This is a genomic window from Leuconostoc litchii (genome assembly GCF_008107645.1).
GTDB lineage: Bacteria > Bacillota > Bacilli > Lactobacillales > Lactobacillaceae > Leuconostoc > Leuconostoc litchii.
In genome coordinates this window covers 1,075,385-1,094,571 of the sequence record NZ_SDGY01000001.1, presented here as the reverse complement: position 1 = coordinate 1,094,571, position 19,187 = coordinate 1,075,385, and the positions used below count along the sequence as shown (strand labels likewise).

Genomic DNA, 19,187 nt, shown 5'->3' with positions numbered 1-19,187 from the left:
ATGACAAAACATCGTGAGGATAAACAGAAAACAATGAGACAAAAACCCTATGTAATAGGTATTTCTTTGAATATGATTTTTGTGCTATCCGAATTATTATTTGCTAAATTTGCGCATTCAACGGCACTATTTGCTGATGCCTTTCATAATTTAAGTGATGTATTGGCTTTGATGATTGCTTGGATTGCTGTAGTTGTATTTGGCTTGAGTGCAACAAAACGCCATACTTATGGTTGGCATAATATGTCTATTTTGGCTAGTTTATTTAATACCATATTATTAATATTTGCGGTAATTACTATCTTTTACGAAAGTATTCAAGATATAATCACACCGCCAACATCACCAACAACTGGTTGGTTAGTGATGATTGTTGCAGCAGTTGGTATCGTCATTAATTTTGCGACAGCCATGCTTTTTAAATCATCAGGGGTACCCGATGAACATGGTCATCATCACGAACAAGATTTAAATGCCAAAACTGCCTATATTCATTTATTAGCTGATGCGGGTGTATCCGTTGGTGTTATTTTGGCCGGTTTTCTGATACAAATTACTGGTTTACGTATTATTGATTCTATTGTGTCACTAATTATTGGTGTGATTATCGCTGTTACATCTTGGCCAGTTATGAAATCAACATTTAATTTATCTTTAAATGGTGTACCGGATAATGTGGATGAATCTGCTGTAATGCGTTACTTATCAACACATAAAGGTGTTCATCAACTTCATGATTTACATATTTGGCCACTTTCGACAACTGAAGCAGCGATGACAGTTCATCTTTCTATTAATAAAGATGTTGATGAACAAATATTACTAGCAGACATTTCAAATGAGTTACGACAAAAGTATAATATCAGCCATGTAACAATCCAAATAGAAACAAATAGTTTTGATCAAGCTTGTAATGTAATTTAGAATAAATATAAATAAAACATCGTGTAACCAATTCGTAATATTCTAATAAAATAGCTTTTATGCCCATCAATAATAGTTTTTTTTATCATAATATTTATAGTTAATAATTTTATTTTCTGTGAATATAATTTTGTTGTTGACGAATTTAGAATAGGGTGTATTATAAACTATGTATTAGAGTGAGTATAACCGAGTTAGGTAATTTTCATAAGCTTTCAACAACTGTGTTGAATGAAATTCTTTATGAAATTTATTTAGCACTTGATTTTAGATATTTGGTGTGCATAGCCCATTAAAAATTAAATATTTTTGCGATATTTCAGTCAAGTCGAAATTCGTTTATTTTACTCTGAGGAGAAATCTTAAGGAGAGATAGAATGCAAGATTCTACAAGTGTTGATTCAAAACATCATTTTGTTGAAAAAACTAAAGATGATTTGAGTTTGAGCGACGTTAACAGCTCAATAGAGGCGCCAAAGGATGGTTCTTTTTGGCGTAAGTTGTTAGCATTTTCAGGTCCAGGAGCCTTAGTTGCTGTTGGTTACATGGATCCAGGTAATTGGGTAACTTCTGTGGCCGGTGGTGCACAGTATCGTTATACATTATTATCAATTGTGCTTATATCAAGTTTGATAGCTATGCTGCTGCAATATATGGCTGGAAAATTAGGTATTGTTACACAGGAAGATTTAGCACAAGCTACACGTGATCGGACCAACAAAGTTGGTGGTATTATACTTTGGATCATGACAGAATTAGCTTTGATAGCCACAGATATTGCTGAAGTTATTGGTGGAGCCATTGCTTTGCATTTGTTATTCGGGTGGTCAATGATTGCTTCTGTTCTGACCACGGCTTTTGATGTCGTTTTGTTACTATTATTAATGAAGTTTGGATTCCGTAAAATTGAAGCTATTGTTATGACTTTGATTATTACTATTTTGGTTATCTTTGCTTATCTAGTTATTCTATCAAAACCAGAGTTATCTTCTATGTTCGGTGGATATTTGCCACAATTACAAACTTTGAGTTCTAAGACACCTGTCGGTTCAGGAGCTTCACAATTGACACTAACGTTAGGAATTATTGGTGCAACTGTCATGCCCCATAATTTATATCTACATTCGTCAATTTCTCAGACACGTAAGGTTGACCGCCAAGACAAGTCAGCTATTAAAGAAGCTGTTCGTTTCATGACATGGGATTCTAATATTCAATTGTCATTGGCGTTTGTAATTAATTCATTATTGTTAATCTTAGGTGCATCGTTGTTCTTCGGGCATGCTGATTCTGTTGGTGCATTTGGGGATATGTACCGTGCTTTGGGTAATAGTCAAATCGCTGGAGCAATAGCTTCACCTGTATTGTCAACATTGTTTGCCGTTGCTTTGCTAGCTTCAGGACAAAACTCAACTATTACTGGAACATTAACAGGTGAAATTGTCATGGAAGGTTTCTTGCATTTACGTATTCCAATGTGGTTACGTCGTGTCATTACACGAGGCCTTGCATTAGCGCCAGTTGTTGCCATTACTTTAATTTATGGTGGCGCTGAAGGGAAACTAGATGATTTAATGGTTAGTTCTCAGGTATTCTTAGCCATAGCACTACCATTTACTATGGCTCCCTTAGTTTACTTTACATCTTCTAAAAAGATTATGGGTGAATTTGCTAATCCTAAGTGGGTAGCAATATTGGGCTGGATTTCTTTTGCTGTTTTGACTATATTGAATCTTATGAGTATTTATGAACAACTTATGGGATCATGATTTAGTTAGTATAATTTGAATTAGAGGAGAGATAAAATGAGTGAATTAAACTTAAACATCGAACCAACGCAATTTAAAAACATCTTAGTTGGTGTTGATGAATCAGAACAAGGTTATTTTGCTTTGGCGAATGCGATTCACCAAGCTAGCGAAGATGGCTCAAAATTGACCATTGCAACAATTTTGGAAATGGGTGATTTGTCAACGATTGAAGCACTTCATCTTGACTTCATTAAAGAAAAAAGAGCTGAGTTTGAAGCTAACCTATCGCGTTATAAAGAGTATGCACTTTCAAAGGGTGCAACTAATGTGGAAACTATTTTTGAAGATGGTTCTAAAGCTGGTGAAGTTTTAGTTCAAGAAATAGCACCACGTGTAGGGGCTGACTTGATTATTGTTGGTGCGCACTCTCGTGAAGGGTTCTGGGGATCACTAGGCTCTCAAGCTGCTTATATTGCTCGTCATGCGAACGTGTCATCTATGGTTGCAAGAAAAGAACAGCTATAATTAAAAACCACATTTAGTGGTTTTTTTTTTTGATTATATGCATTAAACTTGATTATCGCTGTTATAATGAGGTTATGAAAAAAGATGCGATTATCGAGTTGGAAAAAATTTTTAAATTACTAAGTAATAAGCAAAGACTTATTATTCTTGAACTGTTAAGAGAACGTCCATATAGTGTCTCAGAGATAACAGCTTGTTTAGGTATGGAACAATCCGCAGTTTCGCATCAGTTGAAATTGCTGAGAGAAGCGAAATTGGTTGAGGCAGAAAAACATGGTCGAGAAATGTTATATGGACTGGGCGATTCGCATATATTAATATTGCTAGATAATGCACTAAAACACGTTCATCATACAATTATTGAACACATCGATTAAATATATGAAAAGGGTTGACGAACAAACTTTTTACTGGTATTCTAATATAGTTGTTTAAATATTTAACGCCGCTGTGGCGGAATTGGCAGACGCGCTGGACTCAAAATCCAGTGGTGGCAACACCGTGTGGGTTCGACTCCCACCGGCGGCATTAAATGAAAAGGTGATGTAGCAATATGCTATATCGCCTTTTTTATATATTATAAATTTTTGATTCAAATAATTTATAAATGAAACTATAATTTGAAAAATAAAAAAACCACGAAGTAGAATCTAAATCAAACTTACTTCGTGGCTACTGCAATCGAATCGACCGCTTTTCCTATTAAGCGGCCAAAACGATTGAGTGTTTTCCGTTAGAATTACTCAAAAGTTATGACCCCCTTTCCTAGATTGACTATATAATAAATCTACTGACTAGAAAAGTCAATGCTTTTGTTCTGGTATAATAAAGGCAATAAAGTTTAGGAGTAATAAAATGACGATTCCAATTATTTTTGACACAGATCCTGGTATTGATGATGCAGCTGCCATCACCGTTTTATTGACAAATAATGTGTTTGATGTACGGTTGATTACATCCGTTGCAGGAAATGTTTCGGTTGATAAGACAACAAATAATGTATTAAAGTTAGCTCATTATTTTAACAGACAAGATATAAAAATAGCACGTGGTGCTGAAAAACCTCTTGTTAAACCTTTTAAAGATGCCTCGAATATACATGGTGAAAGTGGCATGCCAGGTTATGATTTTGGTGAAATTTCAACAAAAATGATTGAAAAAGAAGCTGTTGAAGCAATGCATGAGGTTTTAAAGAATAGTGCAGAAAAAATAACTCTGGTAGCTGTTGGTGCGTTTACTAATATTGCAAAGTTACTTCAAAGGTATCCACAGGATTTGAAAAAAATTGAGAGACTAGTTGTCATGGGCGGATCATTATCTGGTGGTAATCTTACATCAGTAGCTGAGTTTAATGTCTTTACTGATCCAGATGCTGCAAAGATTGTTTTTGAGAGTGAGTTAGATATTACAATGATTGGACTTGATGTCACTGAAAAAGCGTTATTAACATCACAATCTATGTCAGAATTGTTACAATTAAACGAGACTGGTAAGATGTTAATGGCTCTTTTTAATCATTATCATGATGGTTCAAAAGACCGTGGTAAACCAATGCATGACGTGAATACGCTTTATTATTTGTTACATCCAGAAAAATACGAATTGGAAGATTTATGGATAGATATAGTTACTGATGGACCGGCCATTGGGGCTACTGTAGCAGACATTTTACACAGTACACATAGTACGACAAATACTCATGTGGCCAAAGATATTGATGTACCATCCTTCAATGCTTGGTATTTGTTACAAATTGCTCGTATTTCTGATGCAAATATTAATGCTGGAAGGCTTGAAAATTAAGCTTTTTTTAGGTATTCTGGTAATAGCTGAAACTGGCGTTTTTTCGTGCTGAATTAACTGAAATCGGAGCAGAATATTGACAAACGAAGACTTCATTGCAGCATTAAGTAGTGCTGGTATAACTTTGACAGCAGAACAAGTACATCAATTTGAGATTTATTATGAAATGCTTGTCACAACTAATGAGCATGTGAACTTAACAGCCATTACCGAAAAAAAAGAGGTGTATCTAAAACACTTTTATGATTCTTTAACGGTAGCAATGTATGAAAAAAACTTACAAAATTTGGATAGTACTTTAATTGATATCGGTACTGGCGCAGGATTTCCATCTTTACCTTTAAAAATAGCTTTTCCTTCATTACAAATAACCATGGTGGATGCACTCAAAAAGCGTGTTAATTTCTTGCAAGAAGTTGTTGATACGTTGAGACTGACAGGTGTAGAAATTGTCCATGGACGGGCAGAAGATATTGGTCAAAATCCAAAATACCGAGAGAATTTTGATTATGCAACTGCTCGAGCAGTTGCTCGCACAAGTATTTTAGCAGAATATACCTTACCTTTTGTAAAAATTGGCGGTCGGTTTCTAGTCATGAAAGGCTCCGCTGCAAGGCAAGAACTCAGCGATGGGCAGAAAGCTTTAGCAACACTTGGTGGAGAGCTAACAGAAGAGTTTGAATTTTCGTTACCAAATGGTGATAAACGCTATATACAGTTGGTGAATAAAAAAGCAAAGACACCAAAAAAATACCCTAGGCAAGCTGGCACTCCTAGCAAAAAGCCAATCTCGTAAATAAAGGAGGCACCTGAAATGGCGCAAATAATTGTATTAGCTAATCAAAAGGGTGGTGTGGGTAAAACAACAACCAGTATTAATTTAGGTGCAGCACTTGCACAAGCTGGTCAACGTGTTTTATTGGTAGATATTGATGCACAGGGAAATGCCACTAGTGGATCAGGTGTTGATAAGTCTGTCTTGGAACAAGATAGTTATGATGTGATTGTGGAGCATACACCGTTACGTGAAGTCATTGTACCAACCGATAATTACGATCTAGTACCAGCAACAATTCAACTTTCTGGTGCTGAAATTGAGTTGGCAAAGCAGCCACAACGCGAATATTGCTTAAAAAAGTCACTTGAAAGCGTGCGTGATGATTATGATTTTATCTTGATTGATAATCCACCAGCGCTAGGGTTAATGACGGTTAATGCATTTACGGCTGCGGATGCAGTATTAATTCCTGTACAAACAGAATTTTATGCGTTGGAAGGCTTGGGGCAATTGTTGAATACGATTGAACTTGTTCGTCAGCAGTTTAACCCTGATTTGGATGTAGCGGGTATTTTACTCACTATGTATGATGGACGCACTAATTTGGCCAAACAAGTGGCTCAGGAAGTACGTAGTTACTTCGATGATAAAGTTTATGATACAATCATTCCACGCTCTGTACGCTTGAGTGAGGCGCCATCTTACGGACAAGCAATTATTGACTTTGATCCGCGAAGTATTGGTGCACAAATGTATAATAATCTCGCACAGGAGGTTTTGAAGCAATATGGCAAGTAAAAAAGGCGGACTTGGTAAAGGCATGAATTCGCTCTTCGGTGCAAATAATGTTTCAAAAGAAGCAGTTGAGCATACGAAAATTGTAACCAAAGAACAAGAAGCAACGGAACAAGTCGTCAAGTTGCCATTAGAGGATGTTCAACCGAATCCATTCCAACCACGTCATCATTTTGATGACAATAAATTACAAGAGCTAGCTGCGTCTATTACAGAAAATGGTGTTTTGACACCAATTATTGTGCGACAGAACGATTCAAAGTTTGAAATCATTGCTGGTGAACGTCGTGTTCGTGCCTCAAAATTAGCTAGTTTGAAAGAAATATCAGCTATTGTTCGTCAAGTTGACGATGACACTATGGCCGCTCTTGCTTTAATCGAGAACTTACAACGTGATGATTTAGATGCTATTGAAGAAGCACAAGCATTTGATGCCTTGATGAAACGTTTAGACATGACGCAAGCAGAAATTGCTAGCAAAGTAGGTAAAGATCGTGCGACAGTTGCGAATTTGCTTCGTCTATTGAAGTTACCTGAATCTGTTCAAAATTTGATTCAAAATGGCGACTTATCCATGGGACAGGCTCGTGCTCTACTAGGATTAAAAAAGAAAACGCAAATTGAAAAAGTAGCCGAAATAGTGGTTTCCCGCAGCCTCAATGTGCGTCAAGTAGAAAATCTAATTAAGCAAATGAATGAAGGTACGCCAGAAGTCCGAAACAAAGAAGTTTCACCATTTGTTTTGGCATTGTCAAACCAACTGGAAGAAAAATTTGGTACAAAAGTCAAAGTCAACGCTGGTAACAAGGGCAATGGGAAGATTGAAATTAATTATGTATCTAACGAAGATTTGAGTCGTATCTTAGCATTACTAGATATTGAGGTAGATTAATGGCAACATCACTAAATTATCAACTTCATGATATTGTTGAAATGAAAAAACCACATGCTTGCGGCGCTAACTCTTGGGAAATCACTCGTGTAGGTGCTGACATGAAGCTATCATGTACCAATTGTGGTCGAGGAATCATGATGTCGCGTTTTGATTTTAACAAGAGAATAAAGAAAATTTTACAAGTAGCAAATCAGAAAGAAGAATAAAATGGCACTTACTGCTGGAATCGTCGGCTTACCAAACGTCGGAAAATCAACATTATTTAATGCAATCACTAAAGCTGGTGCTGAGATGGCCAATTATCCGTTTGCAACCATCGAACCAAACGTCGGAATGGTAGAAGTTCCAGATAATCGTTTGGCACGTATTCAAGAAATGGTGCCAGCTGATAAAATTATTCCAACGACATTTGAGTTTACAGATATTGCTGGAATTGTTAAAGGAGCTTCTCAAGGTGAAGGTCTGGGAAATAAGTTTTTAGAGAATATTCGCCAAGTTAATGCTATTGTACACGTTGTACGAGCTTTTGATGGGGACGAAATTATTCATGTGAATGGTGTAGTGAATCCGCTAGATGATATTGACACGATTAATACGGAACTTATTTTGGCTGATTTAGAGGCAGTTGATAAGCGTTATTCTAAAGTTGCTCGTGCAGCCAAAGGAAATGATAAAAATGCCAAAGCTGAGTTTTCCGTATTAGAAAAACTTAAACCAGTTCTTGAAATGGGGAAATCTGCTCGTACAATTTCGTTCAATGAAGAAGAACAAAAGATTGTTAAGAGTTTATTCTTATTAACAACGAAGCCAATTTTATATGTTGCGAACTTGGCTGAAGATGATATGGCTGACCCAGAAAACTCAAAGTATTTTAATCAAATTAAATCATTTGCCGCTAGTGAAGGTGCTGATGTGATAGGTCTATCTGCCAGTGCAGAAGAGGAAATTGCGCAACTTCCTGAAGAAGAAAAGGCAGAGTTCTTAGAAATGGCTGGTGTCGAAGAGGCGGGGTTGAACAAGCTGATTCGCGCAGCGTATCATTTGTTAGACCTACGCACATTTTTCACAGCAGGCGGAAAAGAAACTCGAGCATGGACGTTTACTGCTGGTTCAAAGGCTCCTCAAGCTGCCGGTGTTATTCATTCTGACTTTGAACGTGGTTTTATTCGTGCAGAAACGATTGCTTTTTCTGATCTTGATGAATTGGGATCGGTTAAAGCTGTTAAGGAAGCAGGTAAATTGCGTTCTGAAGGTAAAGAATATGTCGTTCAAGACGGGGATATTATTGAATTCAGATTTAACGTATAGTTGAAGGCGCTTGAGGCGCTGTACATAATATTTTAGGAGACATTTCATGTCAGAACAAAAAAAAGAATTGACCAAAAAGAATCAAGATTTTATTTTTCAATTCAAAAAGCAATTAGCTAAAAGTAGTAAATTGAATGGGGAAAAAATCGAAGAGATTGTTGCTGAAGTTGAAGCACATCTTTTGGAAACTCAAGGGAAAGGACAAACTGCTGCTCAAATTTATGGTACGCCAACCTTAGCTGTTCAACAGTACCTTGATCCTAAGAGAACAGCCAAGCAATTATTTGACTATAAGTTTACTACGCTGGCCTTGGACACATCTCTGGTGATTTTTATGCTCTTTGCAGCGGTATTTGGTTTGACACTGCTATTCTCAAAAAATGCTAGTAATCAAGGAGCTGGTATTGTATCGCTACTTCTAATAGCAGTTCTTGGTGGTTCAATTTATACAGGAATCATTTTAAAGTTAACACCTAATCCCAAAGATAAAGGGGAACAAAGCAAAAATATTAGTCGCTGGTTGTACTTGTTATTAGCAATTGTGATTTGGCTTGGAGGATTCTTAGTGTTGGGCATGCTACCACAAGCAATTAATCCAACATTGCCACCATTAGTGTACATTATTTTGGGCCTTGTAGCCTATGCTGGATTCCGTTGGAATCGCAAGAAAAGCGGATTGCCAGGTGGTTTCTTTGCAATTAGCCAATTATCACAGCAAGCGCGTCTAGATTCATCTAAAAAGTAAGTTATTATTGAGGCAGACATTTAAGAGGATAAAATCAATGAAAATTTTAGTAGTCGATGATGATATAGAAATTGCAGAATTACTAGAAATTTACCTAAAGAATGAAGGTTATGAACCGGTCATGGCAGATGACGGTAAAGAAGCTTTGTCTAAACTGAATACGAACCCTGACATTGCACTAATGATTCTAGATGTCATGATGCCAAATATGAACGGGCTAGATGTTGTTAAAACTGTTCGTAAGGATAGTCGTATTCCGATTCTGATGTTGTCAGCAAAATCTGGCGATATGGATAAAATTCAAGGATTAATTACAGGTGCTGATGACTATGTAACAAAGCCTTTCAATCCACTTGAAGTTATGGCGCGTGTGCGATCACTATTGCGTCGCGCAGAAAATGCTGTTCAAGACCAAACACCAGATGTATTGGATATTGGTTCACTAGTGATTAATAAAGATAGCCATGAAGTTAAGACCTCAACTGGCGATTTGGTAAACCTCACTGCCTTAGAATTTGGGATTTTGTACTTATTAGCATCACATCCTAATCGTGTTTTCTCGGCAGATGATATTTTTGAACGTGTTTGGCAACAAGAATCTGTTGTTTCCGCAAAAACTGTAATGGTACACGTCTCACATTTACGCGACAAAATTGAAGAAGCAACAAGTGGCGATCAAGTGATCCAAACAGTATGGGGTGTGGGCTATAAAATCGAAGTGAATCAATGACAAAGATAGCATTGAGTTTAAAACATAATCGTATTAAGTTACAATACATGTTGGCAACGATAATTTTGTTATTGTTATTTAGTTGGACAGTTATGTCTGGATTTGCTACCTTGAGGCAGAATATAACGTTGCTCTCCGTAAATATTTGGAATATTATTGAGTTTTTAGTTTTTGCAATTGGTAATTTAAGTATTATTTCGTGGCAATACTTAAAATGGCGTCGTGACGAAAGTTTACATCGTTTAATTAGAGAAATGCGTACAGTTGCGCGTGAAAATTCTGACATGACCATTTCATGGCAAGCACCTTACGCACCTACAACACAAGCATTAATCGACGTATCAAATACGATTGCTGAAAATACACGTCGTATTCGAGAAGAAGAACGAGAAAGTGAACGTTCAAAAGATGAAATGATTACTAATATCTCACACGATTTAAGAACACCTTTGACGGCTATCATTGGCTATCTAGGGTTAGTAGAGATGGGACATTCATTAAGTGAGCAGGATCGAAAAAAGTATATTCACACAGCCTATAATAAATCAAATCAAATGAAAGTGTTGGTAGAAGATTTGTTTGAATATTCACAAACACAAGCTCAAAATGCTTCGTTGAATATTGCGTCACTTAGTTTAAATGATTTGTTCGGCCAGTTGTTAGCCGGCTATGAGTTAGAAGCTCAAGAAAGAAATATTAAATTAAATCAATTAACAGTACCTGAGATGATTATCATTGAGGCCGATTCAGATAAATTAGCACGGGTGTTGATGAACTTAGTGAGCAATGCGTTCAAATACGGAGACGGTGCTACATTTATTAAACTAACTGCGCAGGTTGATGATAATCATGTGATTATTCGAGTGACTAACGATGGTATAAAAATACCAGATGAGGCAATTGGGGACATTTTTGATCGATTTTATCGTGTTGAAAGTTCGAGGAATAGCAAAACTGGTGGCACTGGATTAGGTCTTGCCATCGTAAAGGGGATTGTTTTACAGCATCGTGGTAGTGTGGCAGTTGAGTCGAATGATGATTTAACATCATTTATTATTACACTACCTTTGAAGCAGATATGAGGGGGAGTATGCAACACAATAAAAAAAATTATGTGAATAAAATTTGGGTGGTGACGGGCACAGTAGTATTAGTGATGATGATTATATTTTTAGGAACAAATCATCATAGTCGGTCAACCAAAAAAATAGTAAAATCTGAAGCTTCAATAATTAAAGATCAACCGGTTCAATTAAATACTACGGCAACGTCTGCTGTAGTGGTTGATTTAACTACAGGACAAATTTTAGGTGAAAAAAATGCTTCTAAACAAGTTGCTATTGCTTCACAAACTAAAATGTTAACAGCATATGCTGTCTTGCGTAGCATTAAGTCCAAAAAAATTAAATGGTCAACAATGGTACCAATTACAAGTAAGTCAGACTTATCAAAAGAGGATGCGCATTTATTTTCACATATTGCTGTTAAAGCGGGTGATAAAGTATCAGTACGTGAATTATATGATGTGATGCTAGCTAATTCAGCGAATGATGCTGCTTTTGCATTGGGGGAGTTTTTAACACCGAAAGGTAAAACAACACAACAGGCATTGCAGTCATGGGCTAATGAATTGCAGCTAGATGATTCGCAGTGGTATAATTCTGCTGGTCAAGTTAACGAAAATGCTTTTGAAAATGAAATTAAAACAGCTTCTGCAAAAGCAGCTAATAAAACGACTTCTGAACAATTAGCAATGATTGCTCGCGCTGATTTACAGTTAGATCCATCTTTACGTCAACTGTCAAAAAAATTGACCGTTTCTTATCATATGACTTCTAATTTTGTGGTGACGGATAAAACAGATTATTGGCAATTAATGACAGAAACAATGCCAAAGTTGAGTAATCCTAATCAATTAGTAATAGAAGGTCTAAAAACTGGTTCGTCTCCTGAATCTGGTGCTGGATTTACAGGGTTAATTAAAGACAAAAGTGGTCATGAGTTCATTACGGTTGTGAATGGCATTGCTAACTATATGGATGAAACGGACCGATATCAACAGTCACTAGCTATTGTTGATCAGGTACTAGATAAAAAGCAAGCAAACTATGTTAAGAAAGGTCAAATTGTTGGAAACTTTAAAACATTAAATTTTTCTAATACTAAACAGGAAAAAATTCCTGTTCGCGCTGCTCAGAATCGCATTTACTGGATGGACAAGGGTAAAAAATTGATGTTTGAGCAACCCGTCTTCGATACTAAAAAATCAAATATTAAAAAGAATCAAATTGTGGGCCAGTCTACTGTAGCCTTGCACGCAAAATATTTACCTTATACTAAAAAATCAGAAAAAAGTGTTGCATTAAAGGCAGCTATTTCATCCAAACCAGCTAGCTGGTTTGCTAAAATTTTTCGCTAAGTAATTGAAATGATATTAAAAAGACCTTGATGGGTCTTTTTATTTTTGATTTTAAATTGAAAATCTTGATACAAAACCATAAAAATGTTATTATATTGGTATAGACCAAATAGGTATAGACCAATTTAAAGAGGTTGAATGATGAAAATTATTAAGGTTAAAAATGTTGAGGAAAGTGCACAGAAAGCACTGGAAATTTATCAAAATGTGCTAAACAATGGTGCTAGAGTATTGGGTTTAGCAACTGGGTCAACGCCAATTCCGTTGTACCAAAAATTTGCTGATAGTTCACTAGATTTTTCGAACTTGATATCAATCAATTTAGACGAATATCTCGGTTTAGATGGTCAAGATAAACAGAGTTATCGTTATTTTATGACTGAAAATCTATTCCAGTACAAACCTTTCAAGTATTCTTATGTACCTGATGGTAAGTCAGGTAACTATGAGGTAGCGACCAAAAATTATGATCAGATTATTGATGACAACCCAATTGATTTACAGTTGTTAGGTATTGGTCGTAATGGGCACATTGGGTTCAATGAACCTGGTACATCCTTTAAATCTACAACACATATTGTAGATTTGACACAGTCTACTATTGATGCCAATGCACGCTTTTTCGAAAAAAAATCAGATGTTCCGACAAAAGCTATTTCGATGGGTATCGCTTCAGTAATGTCTGCAAAAAAGATTCTGTTGATTGCTACAGGAGAAAGTAAAGCTGAAGCAATAGCGGCTATGGTTAATGGTCCAGTTACTGAAAGCGTACCGGCTTCAATTTTACAACAGCATTCTGACGTTACGATTATTATTGATGAAGCAGCCGCTTCAAAGTTGTGATAGAATAAACTTGTAACCGATTTCATAATTTTTTTATAGGAGTAAAAAATGGCACACATTACATTTAACACAAAGAACATTGAGAATTTTGTTGCAGAACATGAACTTGACGAAATGCAACCACTAATCACAATGGCTGATCAACAGCTTCGCCATCGCAGTGGTGCGGGGGCAGAATATTCTGACTGGCTCACATTGCCAACAGACTATGATAAAGAAGAGTTTGCTCGTATTCAAACTGCAGCACAAAAGATTCAGTCAGATTCAAAAGTTTTGGTTGTTATCGGAATTGGCGGTTCATATCTTGGTGCCAAAATGGCCGTAGATTTCTTGAATCCTATGTTTAACAATGAGTTGGCTGACGACCAACGTAAGGGTGTTAAGATATATTTCGCTGGTAATTCAACATCTGCTTCATACATTAATGATCTGGTACGTGTTATTGGTGATCAAGACTTTTCAGTAAATGTGATTTCAAAATCTGGTACAACGACAGAGCCATCAATTGCATTCCGTGTGTTTAAACAATTGTTGGAAAAGAAATACGGTACTGATGAAGCTAAGCAACGTATTTATGCTACAACTGATGCCAATCGTGGTGCACTGCATGATGAGGCAAAGATTTCTGGTTATGAGACATTTACTATTCCTGATGGTGTTGGTGGTCGCTTTTCAGTTTTGACAGCTGTTGGTTTGTTACCAATTGCCGCTTCTGGGGCAGACATCGAGGCATTGATGACAGGTGCCAGAGATGCTCAAGAAGAATATTCTGATGCAGATCTAAAAAAGAATGAAGCTTATAAGTATGCTGCTGTTCGTCGTATTTTGTATGATAAGGGATATACAACAGAATTATTGATCAACTGGGAACCAACCATGCAATACTTATCCGAATGGTGGAAACAGTTAATGGGGGAGTCCGAAGGTAAGAACCAAAAAGGTATTTATCCATCTTCTGCAAACTTCTCAACTGATTTACATTCATTAGGTCAATATATTCAAGAAGGACGGCGCGATTTGTTTGAAACAGTTGTGAAGTTAGACAATCCAGTTTCAAACATTGATTTGCCACATGAAAATGGTAATAACGATGGTTTGCAATATCTTGAAGGTGTGACAATTGATGAAGTTAATACAAAGGCTTCGCAAGGAGTAACTTTGGCTCACGTTGATGGTGGTGTACCTAATTTGGCTGTTCATTTGCCAGCCCAAGATGAATACTCATTAGGCTACTTAATTTACTTCTTTGAAATCGCAGTTGGTGCTTCAGGATATACATTCGGTATTAATCCATTTAATCAACCGGGTGTTGAAGCCTATAAGACAGCCATGTTTGCTCTGTTAGGTAAGCCAGGTTATGAAGATCAAACAAAAGTTTATCGCGCACGTTTAAATCAATAAGGTTAATAAAATAACGTTTATTCTAATGCTAGAATAAACGTTATTTTTATTTGTGATTAAAAAAATTTTGAACGGCATGAAATACGGTTTCGTTACCGACAAAATATAATGTGTCACCACTCTCAATGACAGCATATGGACCTGGCGAGACGACAAGATCTTCTTCATGCAATAAAGCAATTATAGTGGCGCCAGTATTTTGCCAAATGTTTAAGTCCCCAATTGATTTACCTAATTGATCGGAATGATTCGTTAAAATTAACTCATAGGGCGTTAGCGGATTATGGCGTTGAACACGTTGTGTTTGATCAAAAAGCACTGCTAATGAGTCAGAAAGGTTATCTAGTGAAGCACGTTGATTTTCAATGAGATCATTAATTTGATCATGAATAGTTTGAATATTAGTCGTCTCTTGTGCTTGATTTAAAAAATGTTTTGCCTTTTCACGAGATAAAACTTCAACACCACTGCCATGTATTGGTTTAACGATATCTAAATCAGACAAAATATTGATGGCTTTACGAGCTGTTTCAGCTGAAACACCAAAAGTGACTGAGAGTGCTGATCTGGCATGCAGTTTAGAGCCAACTCTGTACTCATTATTGACAATTTTTTCAGCTATTTGAAATGCGATTTTTCTATAGCGAGGTTCTCTAATCTTTGACATTTTTTTATCCTAAATATAATTCAAATTTGACAGAAGTGACAATCTATGTAAAAATTGAAGTTGTCAATTAAAGAGACAATTCATTATAAAATATAGGTTGTCACTATATTTTATATGGAAATTCGAAAAGAATCAAGGAGGAGATGTGTTTGGTGTTGCTACAATGTATACCTTTTTAGGTAGTAATGATTGTGAATCACCATCCACTTTAAAACATGCCAAAAGTAGAAATTAAGCATCTCACTAAAATTTTTGGTAAACGCCCAAAAGCGGCCATGAAAATGGTGAAGCAAAACAAAACCAAGAATGAAATCGTCGAAAAAACAGGCAGTACAGTTGGTGTCTATGACGTTAATATGACAATTGAAGAGGGAGAAATCTTCGTCATTATGGGACTTTCAGGTTCCGGAAAGTCTACACTGATTCGTTTATTAAATCGTTTAATTGAACCTACTGCAGGACAATTGTTTATTGACGGTCAAGAAATTACCAAATTAAATAAAAAACAAATGATAGATATTCGGCGTCAAAAGATGAGCATGGTTTTTCAAAACTTTGCGTTATTTCCACATCGAACTATTTTAGAAAATACAGAGTATGGCTTAGAAATTCAAGGTGTGGCTAAGGAAGAGCGGAGAAAAAGAGCGGAACAGGCCTTAGAAAATGCTCAATTGATTTCCTTTAAGGATCAATATCCAAATCAATTGTCTGGTGGAATGCAACAACGTGTCGGCCTTGCTCGAGCATTGACGAATGATCCTGACATTTTGTTAATGGATGAGGCATTTTCAGCGTTAGATCCATTAGTACGTGGAGAAATGCAAGATGAACTATTAGATTTACAAGCTAACGTTGAAAAGACAATTATTTTTATTACGCACGATCTAAATGAAGCGTTGCGTATTGGGGATCACATCGCCATCATGAAAGATGGTCAATTACAACAAATTGGTACGGGAGAGGAAATTTTGACCAACCCAGCCAATGATTATGTTAAAACATTCGTTGGTGATGTTGATCGCTCAAAGGTACTGACAGCCGATAGCATTATGATTCCTGCGTTAACATCAAATGTAAATGTCGACGGACCGACTGTTGCGTTACGTAAAATGACAGAAGAAGAAGTTTCAGGATTAGTTGCTGTTAATCGACAAAGACAACTAGTTGGTTATTTATCTTCTGATGCTGCCGTGAAGGCACGTCGTGAACAATTGGCATTGTCAGCTGTTGTGACCGAAATGCCAAAAATAACACCTGATACATTAATTATTGATATTATGCCTATTATTTATGATGCACAAACACCTGTTGCTGTTGTAGATAATGCTAATCGTCTAAAAGGAGTTATTATTCGTGGAGCAGTATTGAAAGCATTAGCAGACACAGAAGGAGGAGAAGATAATGAATAATTTATTAACTGTTCCGAAAATTCCGCTTGAAAATTGGGTTAGTTCAGCTGTTGCATGGTTAACTTCAAGTTTTTCTGGATTTTTTAATGCTATCCAGACGAGTGGTCAAGTCATAATGGATGCCTTGACAAACGGACTAACAGCTGTGCCGATGCCGTTAATGATTATTGGTATTACAGTGATAGCAATCGTAACAACTCCTAAGAAAATAGGTTTTTCACTTTTTGCTTTTCTCGGACTGGTTTTAATTGCTAACCAAGGTCTTTGGGACGATTTGATGAATACCATGACATTGGTTATTATGGCTTCTGTTGTCTCCTTGATTATTGGTATACCACTAGGCATTTTAACTGCTAAATCAAACAAAACGGCAATGATCGTACAACCTATTTTGGACTTTATGCAAACTATGCCAGGATTTGTTTATCTTATTCCGGCTGTCGCATTCTTCGGTATTGGTGTTGTTCCTGGTGTGTTTGCTTCGATTATATTTGCTCTGCCACCTATGGTTCGCATGACAAGTTTGGGTATTCGACAAGTCCCAGTTGACTTAGTAGAAGCAGCCGATTCCTTTGGATCAACAACATGGCAAAAGCTAATCAAATTAGAATTGCCAAATGCTAAAAATACCATTCTAGCGGGTGCTAACCAAACAATTATGTTAGCATTGTCAATGGTTGTTACTGCTTCTATGATTGGTGCTCCTGGATTAGGACGTGGTGTATTATCTGCTGTTCAACATGCTGACGTTGGTTCTGGTTTTGTTAATGGTCTTGGATTAGTTATTTTGGCTATTATTATTGACCGCTTTACGCAAAAGTTAAATACAAAACCTGGACAAAAAGCAGCACTACAACCATGGCGCCGATGGACAGTCTGGATTGCTCTACTAGTTATGATTGGCGGTGGTGTTGTAAACGCAATGACTTCTGACAAAACTTCTGGGCAAAAAGTTACTATTGGATATGTTGAATGGGATTCAGAAGTAGCTTCTTCTAATGTTCTTGCTGAATCACTACGTCAGCATGGATACGATGTGACCTTAACGCCACTAGACAATGCTGTTTTGTGGCAATCAATATCTAATAGCCAAGTTGATATTTCGGTTTCAGCATGGTTACCAGATACTCATAAAGCTTTGTATGATAAGTATAAAAATGATGTTACCTTGCTTGGTCCTAATTTGAAGGCCGTTAAAACAGGATTGGTTGTTCCTGACTATATGGATGTCAACTCCATCAGTGACTTAACAACACAAGCAAACAAGACAATCACTGGTATTGAACCAGGTGCTGGGGAAATGGCTACAGCAGCGAAGGCTTTGAAGACCTATTCAAACTTGTCAGGTTGGAACCTATCTTCTTCTTCGTCTGGTGCTATGGTGTCAGCATTAGATAAAGCCTATAAAAATAAGCAAGATATTGTTGTGACCGGTTGGGCACCGCATTGGATGTTTAGTAAGTATCATTTAAAATTTTTATCTGATCCAAAAAATGTATTTGGTTCTGGAGAAACAATTAATACAATTGTAAATAAGAAGCTTAAGACATCTAATCCAAAGGTTTATAAGGTTGCTGATAAGTTTAATTGGACAAAAGATGATATGGAAACAGTCATGCTTGATATTCAAAATGGTAAAACACCAAAACAAGCTGCTGATAAATGGATAAAAGCACATAAAAAACTAGTTGATAGCTGGTATAAATAAAAAGCTAAGCTGATTTCAGCTTAGCTTTTTATCTTGTTTTAGAATAAATTGATTTAAATTTTCATCATTGATGCGTGTAGCATGTTCTCTTAAAAAGCGGTTATATAAGAATGCAATACGTGGTTTAAAAATCAATGTATTAGGAGCTACCAAGTTATCACTAAGCAGTTGGTAACTACGAATGGCACAAGTAATGAGCTGTTGTTCAGATTGCCACTCACTTTCGCTCAACCCATGTTCCTCCGTGAATAAATGCTGTCTTTCGGCGTAGCCTAAAGCTTGCTGGAAGCGATTCAAATCAGTTGGAATAAGAGCAGAGTCAGGAGCAATCGTAATCATAGTTTGTTTGAAACTATCAATTGCTGCAGGTGTAGCTTGCTTTGTTAGTTCAAAACGTTGAAAATCAATACCAGATGCTGTTTGACGTTCTTCGTATCTATACCATTTTTTGTTGGTGAGGAAAAAGGGTGTATTATCCAAAATAAA

General features: G+C 36.5%; 20 protein-coding genes and 1 tRNA gene. 19 read left to right on the top strand and 2 right to left on the bottom strand.

The annotated features are described in order from the left end of the window. The 17 genes from ESZ47_RS05360 (at position 1) to ESZ47_RS05280 (ending at position 14,917) form a co-directional block, all read left to right on the top strand. On the top strand, positions 1-924 hold the full coding sequence (locus tag ESZ47_RS05360; protein WP_244307559.1) for a cation diffusion facilitator family transporter: 924 nt from the start codon (positions 1-3) through the stop codon (positions 922-924). Positions 925-1,301: 377 nt separating this feature from the next. Then, complete coding sequence (locus ESZ47_RS05355; RefSeq protein WP_148605430.1) at positions 1,302-2,693, top strand: Nramp family divalent metal transporter; 1,392 nt, start codon at positions 1,302-1,304, stop codon at positions 2,691-2,693. A 36-nt stretch (positions 2,694-2,729) separates the two neighbouring features. Beyond that, positions 2,730-3,200, top strand: coding sequence for a universal stress protein (locus ESZ47_RS05350; protein WP_148605428.1), 471 nt, complete (start codon positions 2,730-2,732; stop codon positions 3,198-3,200). Between the two features lie 74 nt (positions 3,201-3,274). After that, entirely contained in the window at positions 3,275-3,577 is a 303-nt protein-coding gene (locus tag ESZ47_RS05345; RefSeq protein ID WP_148605426.1) for an ArsR/SmtB family transcription factor, read from the top strand. A gap of 67 nt (positions 3,578-3,644) precedes the next feature. Continuing rightward, positions 3,645-3,728, top strand: a tRNA-Leu gene (locus ESZ47_RS05340). Between the two features lie 327 nt (positions 3,729-4,055). Further along, positions 4,056-5,003: a ribonucleoside hydrolase RihC gene (gene rihC, locus ESZ47_RS05335; RefSeq protein ID WP_148605424.1), complete on the top strand. Its 948-nt coding sequence runs from the start codon at positions 4,056-4,058 to the stop codon at positions 5,001-5,003. Positions 5,004-5,079: 76 nt separating this feature from the next. Then, on the top strand, positions 5,080-5,799 hold the full coding sequence (gene rsmG / locus ESZ47_RS05330) for a 16S rRNA (guanine(527)-N(7))-methyltransferase RsmG (protein WP_148605423.1): 720 nt from the start codon (positions 5,080-5,082) through the stop codon (positions 5,797-5,799). An 18-nt stretch (positions 5,800-5,817) separates the two neighbouring features. Further along, positions 5,818-6,579 (top strand): ParA family protein, encoded by a 762-nt coding sequence (locus ESZ47_RS05325; RefSeq protein ID WP_148605421.1) that lies wholly within the window; start codon positions 5,818-5,820, stop codon positions 6,577-6,579. Then, positions 6,569-7,468, top strand: coding sequence for a ParB/RepB/Spo0J family partition protein (locus tag ESZ47_RS05320; protein ID WP_148605419.1), 900 nt, complete (start codon positions 6,569-6,571; stop codon positions 7,466-7,468). The genes ESZ47_RS05325 and ESZ47_RS05320 overlap by 11 nt, the downstream gene beginning before the upstream one ends. After that, entirely contained in the window at positions 7,468-7,677 is a 210-nt protein-coding gene (locus ESZ47_RS05315; RefSeq protein ID WP_148605418.1) for a DUF951 domain-containing protein, read from the top strand. The genes ESZ47_RS05320 and ESZ47_RS05315 overlap by 1 nt, the downstream gene beginning before the upstream one ends. A gap of 1 nt (position 7,678) precedes the next feature. Next, complete coding sequence (gene ychF, locus ESZ47_RS05310; protein ID WP_148605416.1) at positions 7,679-8,779, top strand: redox-regulated ATPase YchF; 1,101 nt, start codon at positions 7,679-7,681, stop codon at positions 8,777-8,779. Between the two features lie 46 nt (positions 8,780-8,825). Further along, complete coding sequence (locus ESZ47_RS05305; RefSeq protein ID WP_148605414.1) at positions 8,826-9,524, top strand: DUF1129 domain-containing protein; 699 nt, start codon at positions 8,826-8,828, stop codon at positions 9,522-9,524. Between the two features lie 37 nt (positions 9,525-9,561). Then, positions 9,562-10,254, top strand: coding sequence for a response regulator transcription factor (locus ESZ47_RS05300; protein WP_148605412.1), 693 nt, complete (start codon positions 9,562-9,564; stop codon positions 10,252-10,254). Beyond that, positions 10,251-11,336 carry a sensor histidine kinase gene (locus tag ESZ47_RS05295; RefSeq protein ID WP_148605410.1) on the top strand — a complete coding sequence of 362 codons (1,086 nt, stop codon included), beginning with the start codon at positions 10,251-10,253 and terminating at the stop codon, positions 11,334-11,336. The genes ESZ47_RS05300 and ESZ47_RS05295 overlap by 4 nt, the downstream gene beginning before the upstream one ends. Before the next feature lie 8 nt (positions 11,337-11,344). After that, positions 11,345-12,673 (top strand): D-alanyl-D-alanine carboxypeptidase family protein, encoded by a 1,329-nt coding sequence (locus ESZ47_RS05290; protein WP_148605408.1) that lies wholly within the window; start codon positions 11,345-11,347, stop codon positions 12,671-12,673. A 141-nt stretch (positions 12,674-12,814) separates the two neighbouring features. Then, positions 12,815-13,516: a glucosamine-6-phosphate deaminase gene (gene nagB / locus ESZ47_RS05285; RefSeq protein WP_148605740.1), complete on the top strand. Its 702-nt coding sequence runs from the start codon at positions 12,815-12,817 to the stop codon at positions 13,514-13,516. A 48-nt stretch (positions 13,517-13,564) separates the two neighbouring features. Next, entirely contained in the window at positions 13,565-14,917 is a 1,353-nt protein-coding gene (locus ESZ47_RS05280) for a glucose-6-phosphate isomerase (RefSeq protein ID WP_148605406.1), read from the top strand. 46 nt (positions 14,918-14,963) lie between these two features. On the opposite strand, the gene ESZ47_RS05275 is transcribed toward ESZ47_RS05280, so the two are convergent. After that, on the bottom strand, positions 14,964-15,584 hold the full coding sequence (locus tag ESZ47_RS05275) for a GntR family transcriptional regulator (protein WP_148605404.1): 621 nt from the start codon (positions 15,582-15,584) through the stop codon (positions 14,964-14,966). Positions 15,585-15,799: 215 nt separating this feature from the next. On the opposite strand from ESZ47_RS05275, the gene ESZ47_RS05270 reads away from it, so the two are divergent. Both ESZ47_RS05270 and ESZ47_RS05265 read left to right on the top strand, forming a co-directional pair. Beyond that, a complete protein-coding gene (locus ESZ47_RS05270; protein ID WP_148605402.1) occupies positions 15,800-16,993 on the top strand; it encodes a quaternary amine ABC transporter ATP-binding protein in 1,194 nt (397 codons plus the stop codon). Then, a complete protein-coding gene (locus tag ESZ47_RS05265) occupies positions 16,986-18,701 on the top strand; it encodes an ABC transporter permease/substrate binding protein (protein WP_148605400.1) in 1,716 nt (571 codons plus the stop codon). Before ESZ47_RS05270 ends, ESZ47_RS05265 begins: the two co-directional genes overlap by 8 nt. A gap of 15 nt (positions 18,702-18,716) precedes the next feature. Here the strand turns inward: ESZ47_RS05265 and ESZ47_RS05260 are convergent, their stop codons facing one another. Beyond that, entirely contained in the window at positions 18,717-19,181 is a 465-nt protein-coding gene (locus tag ESZ47_RS05260; RefSeq protein WP_148605399.1) for a substrate-binding protein, read from the bottom strand. Positions 19,182-19,187: the final 6 nt, after the last annotated feature.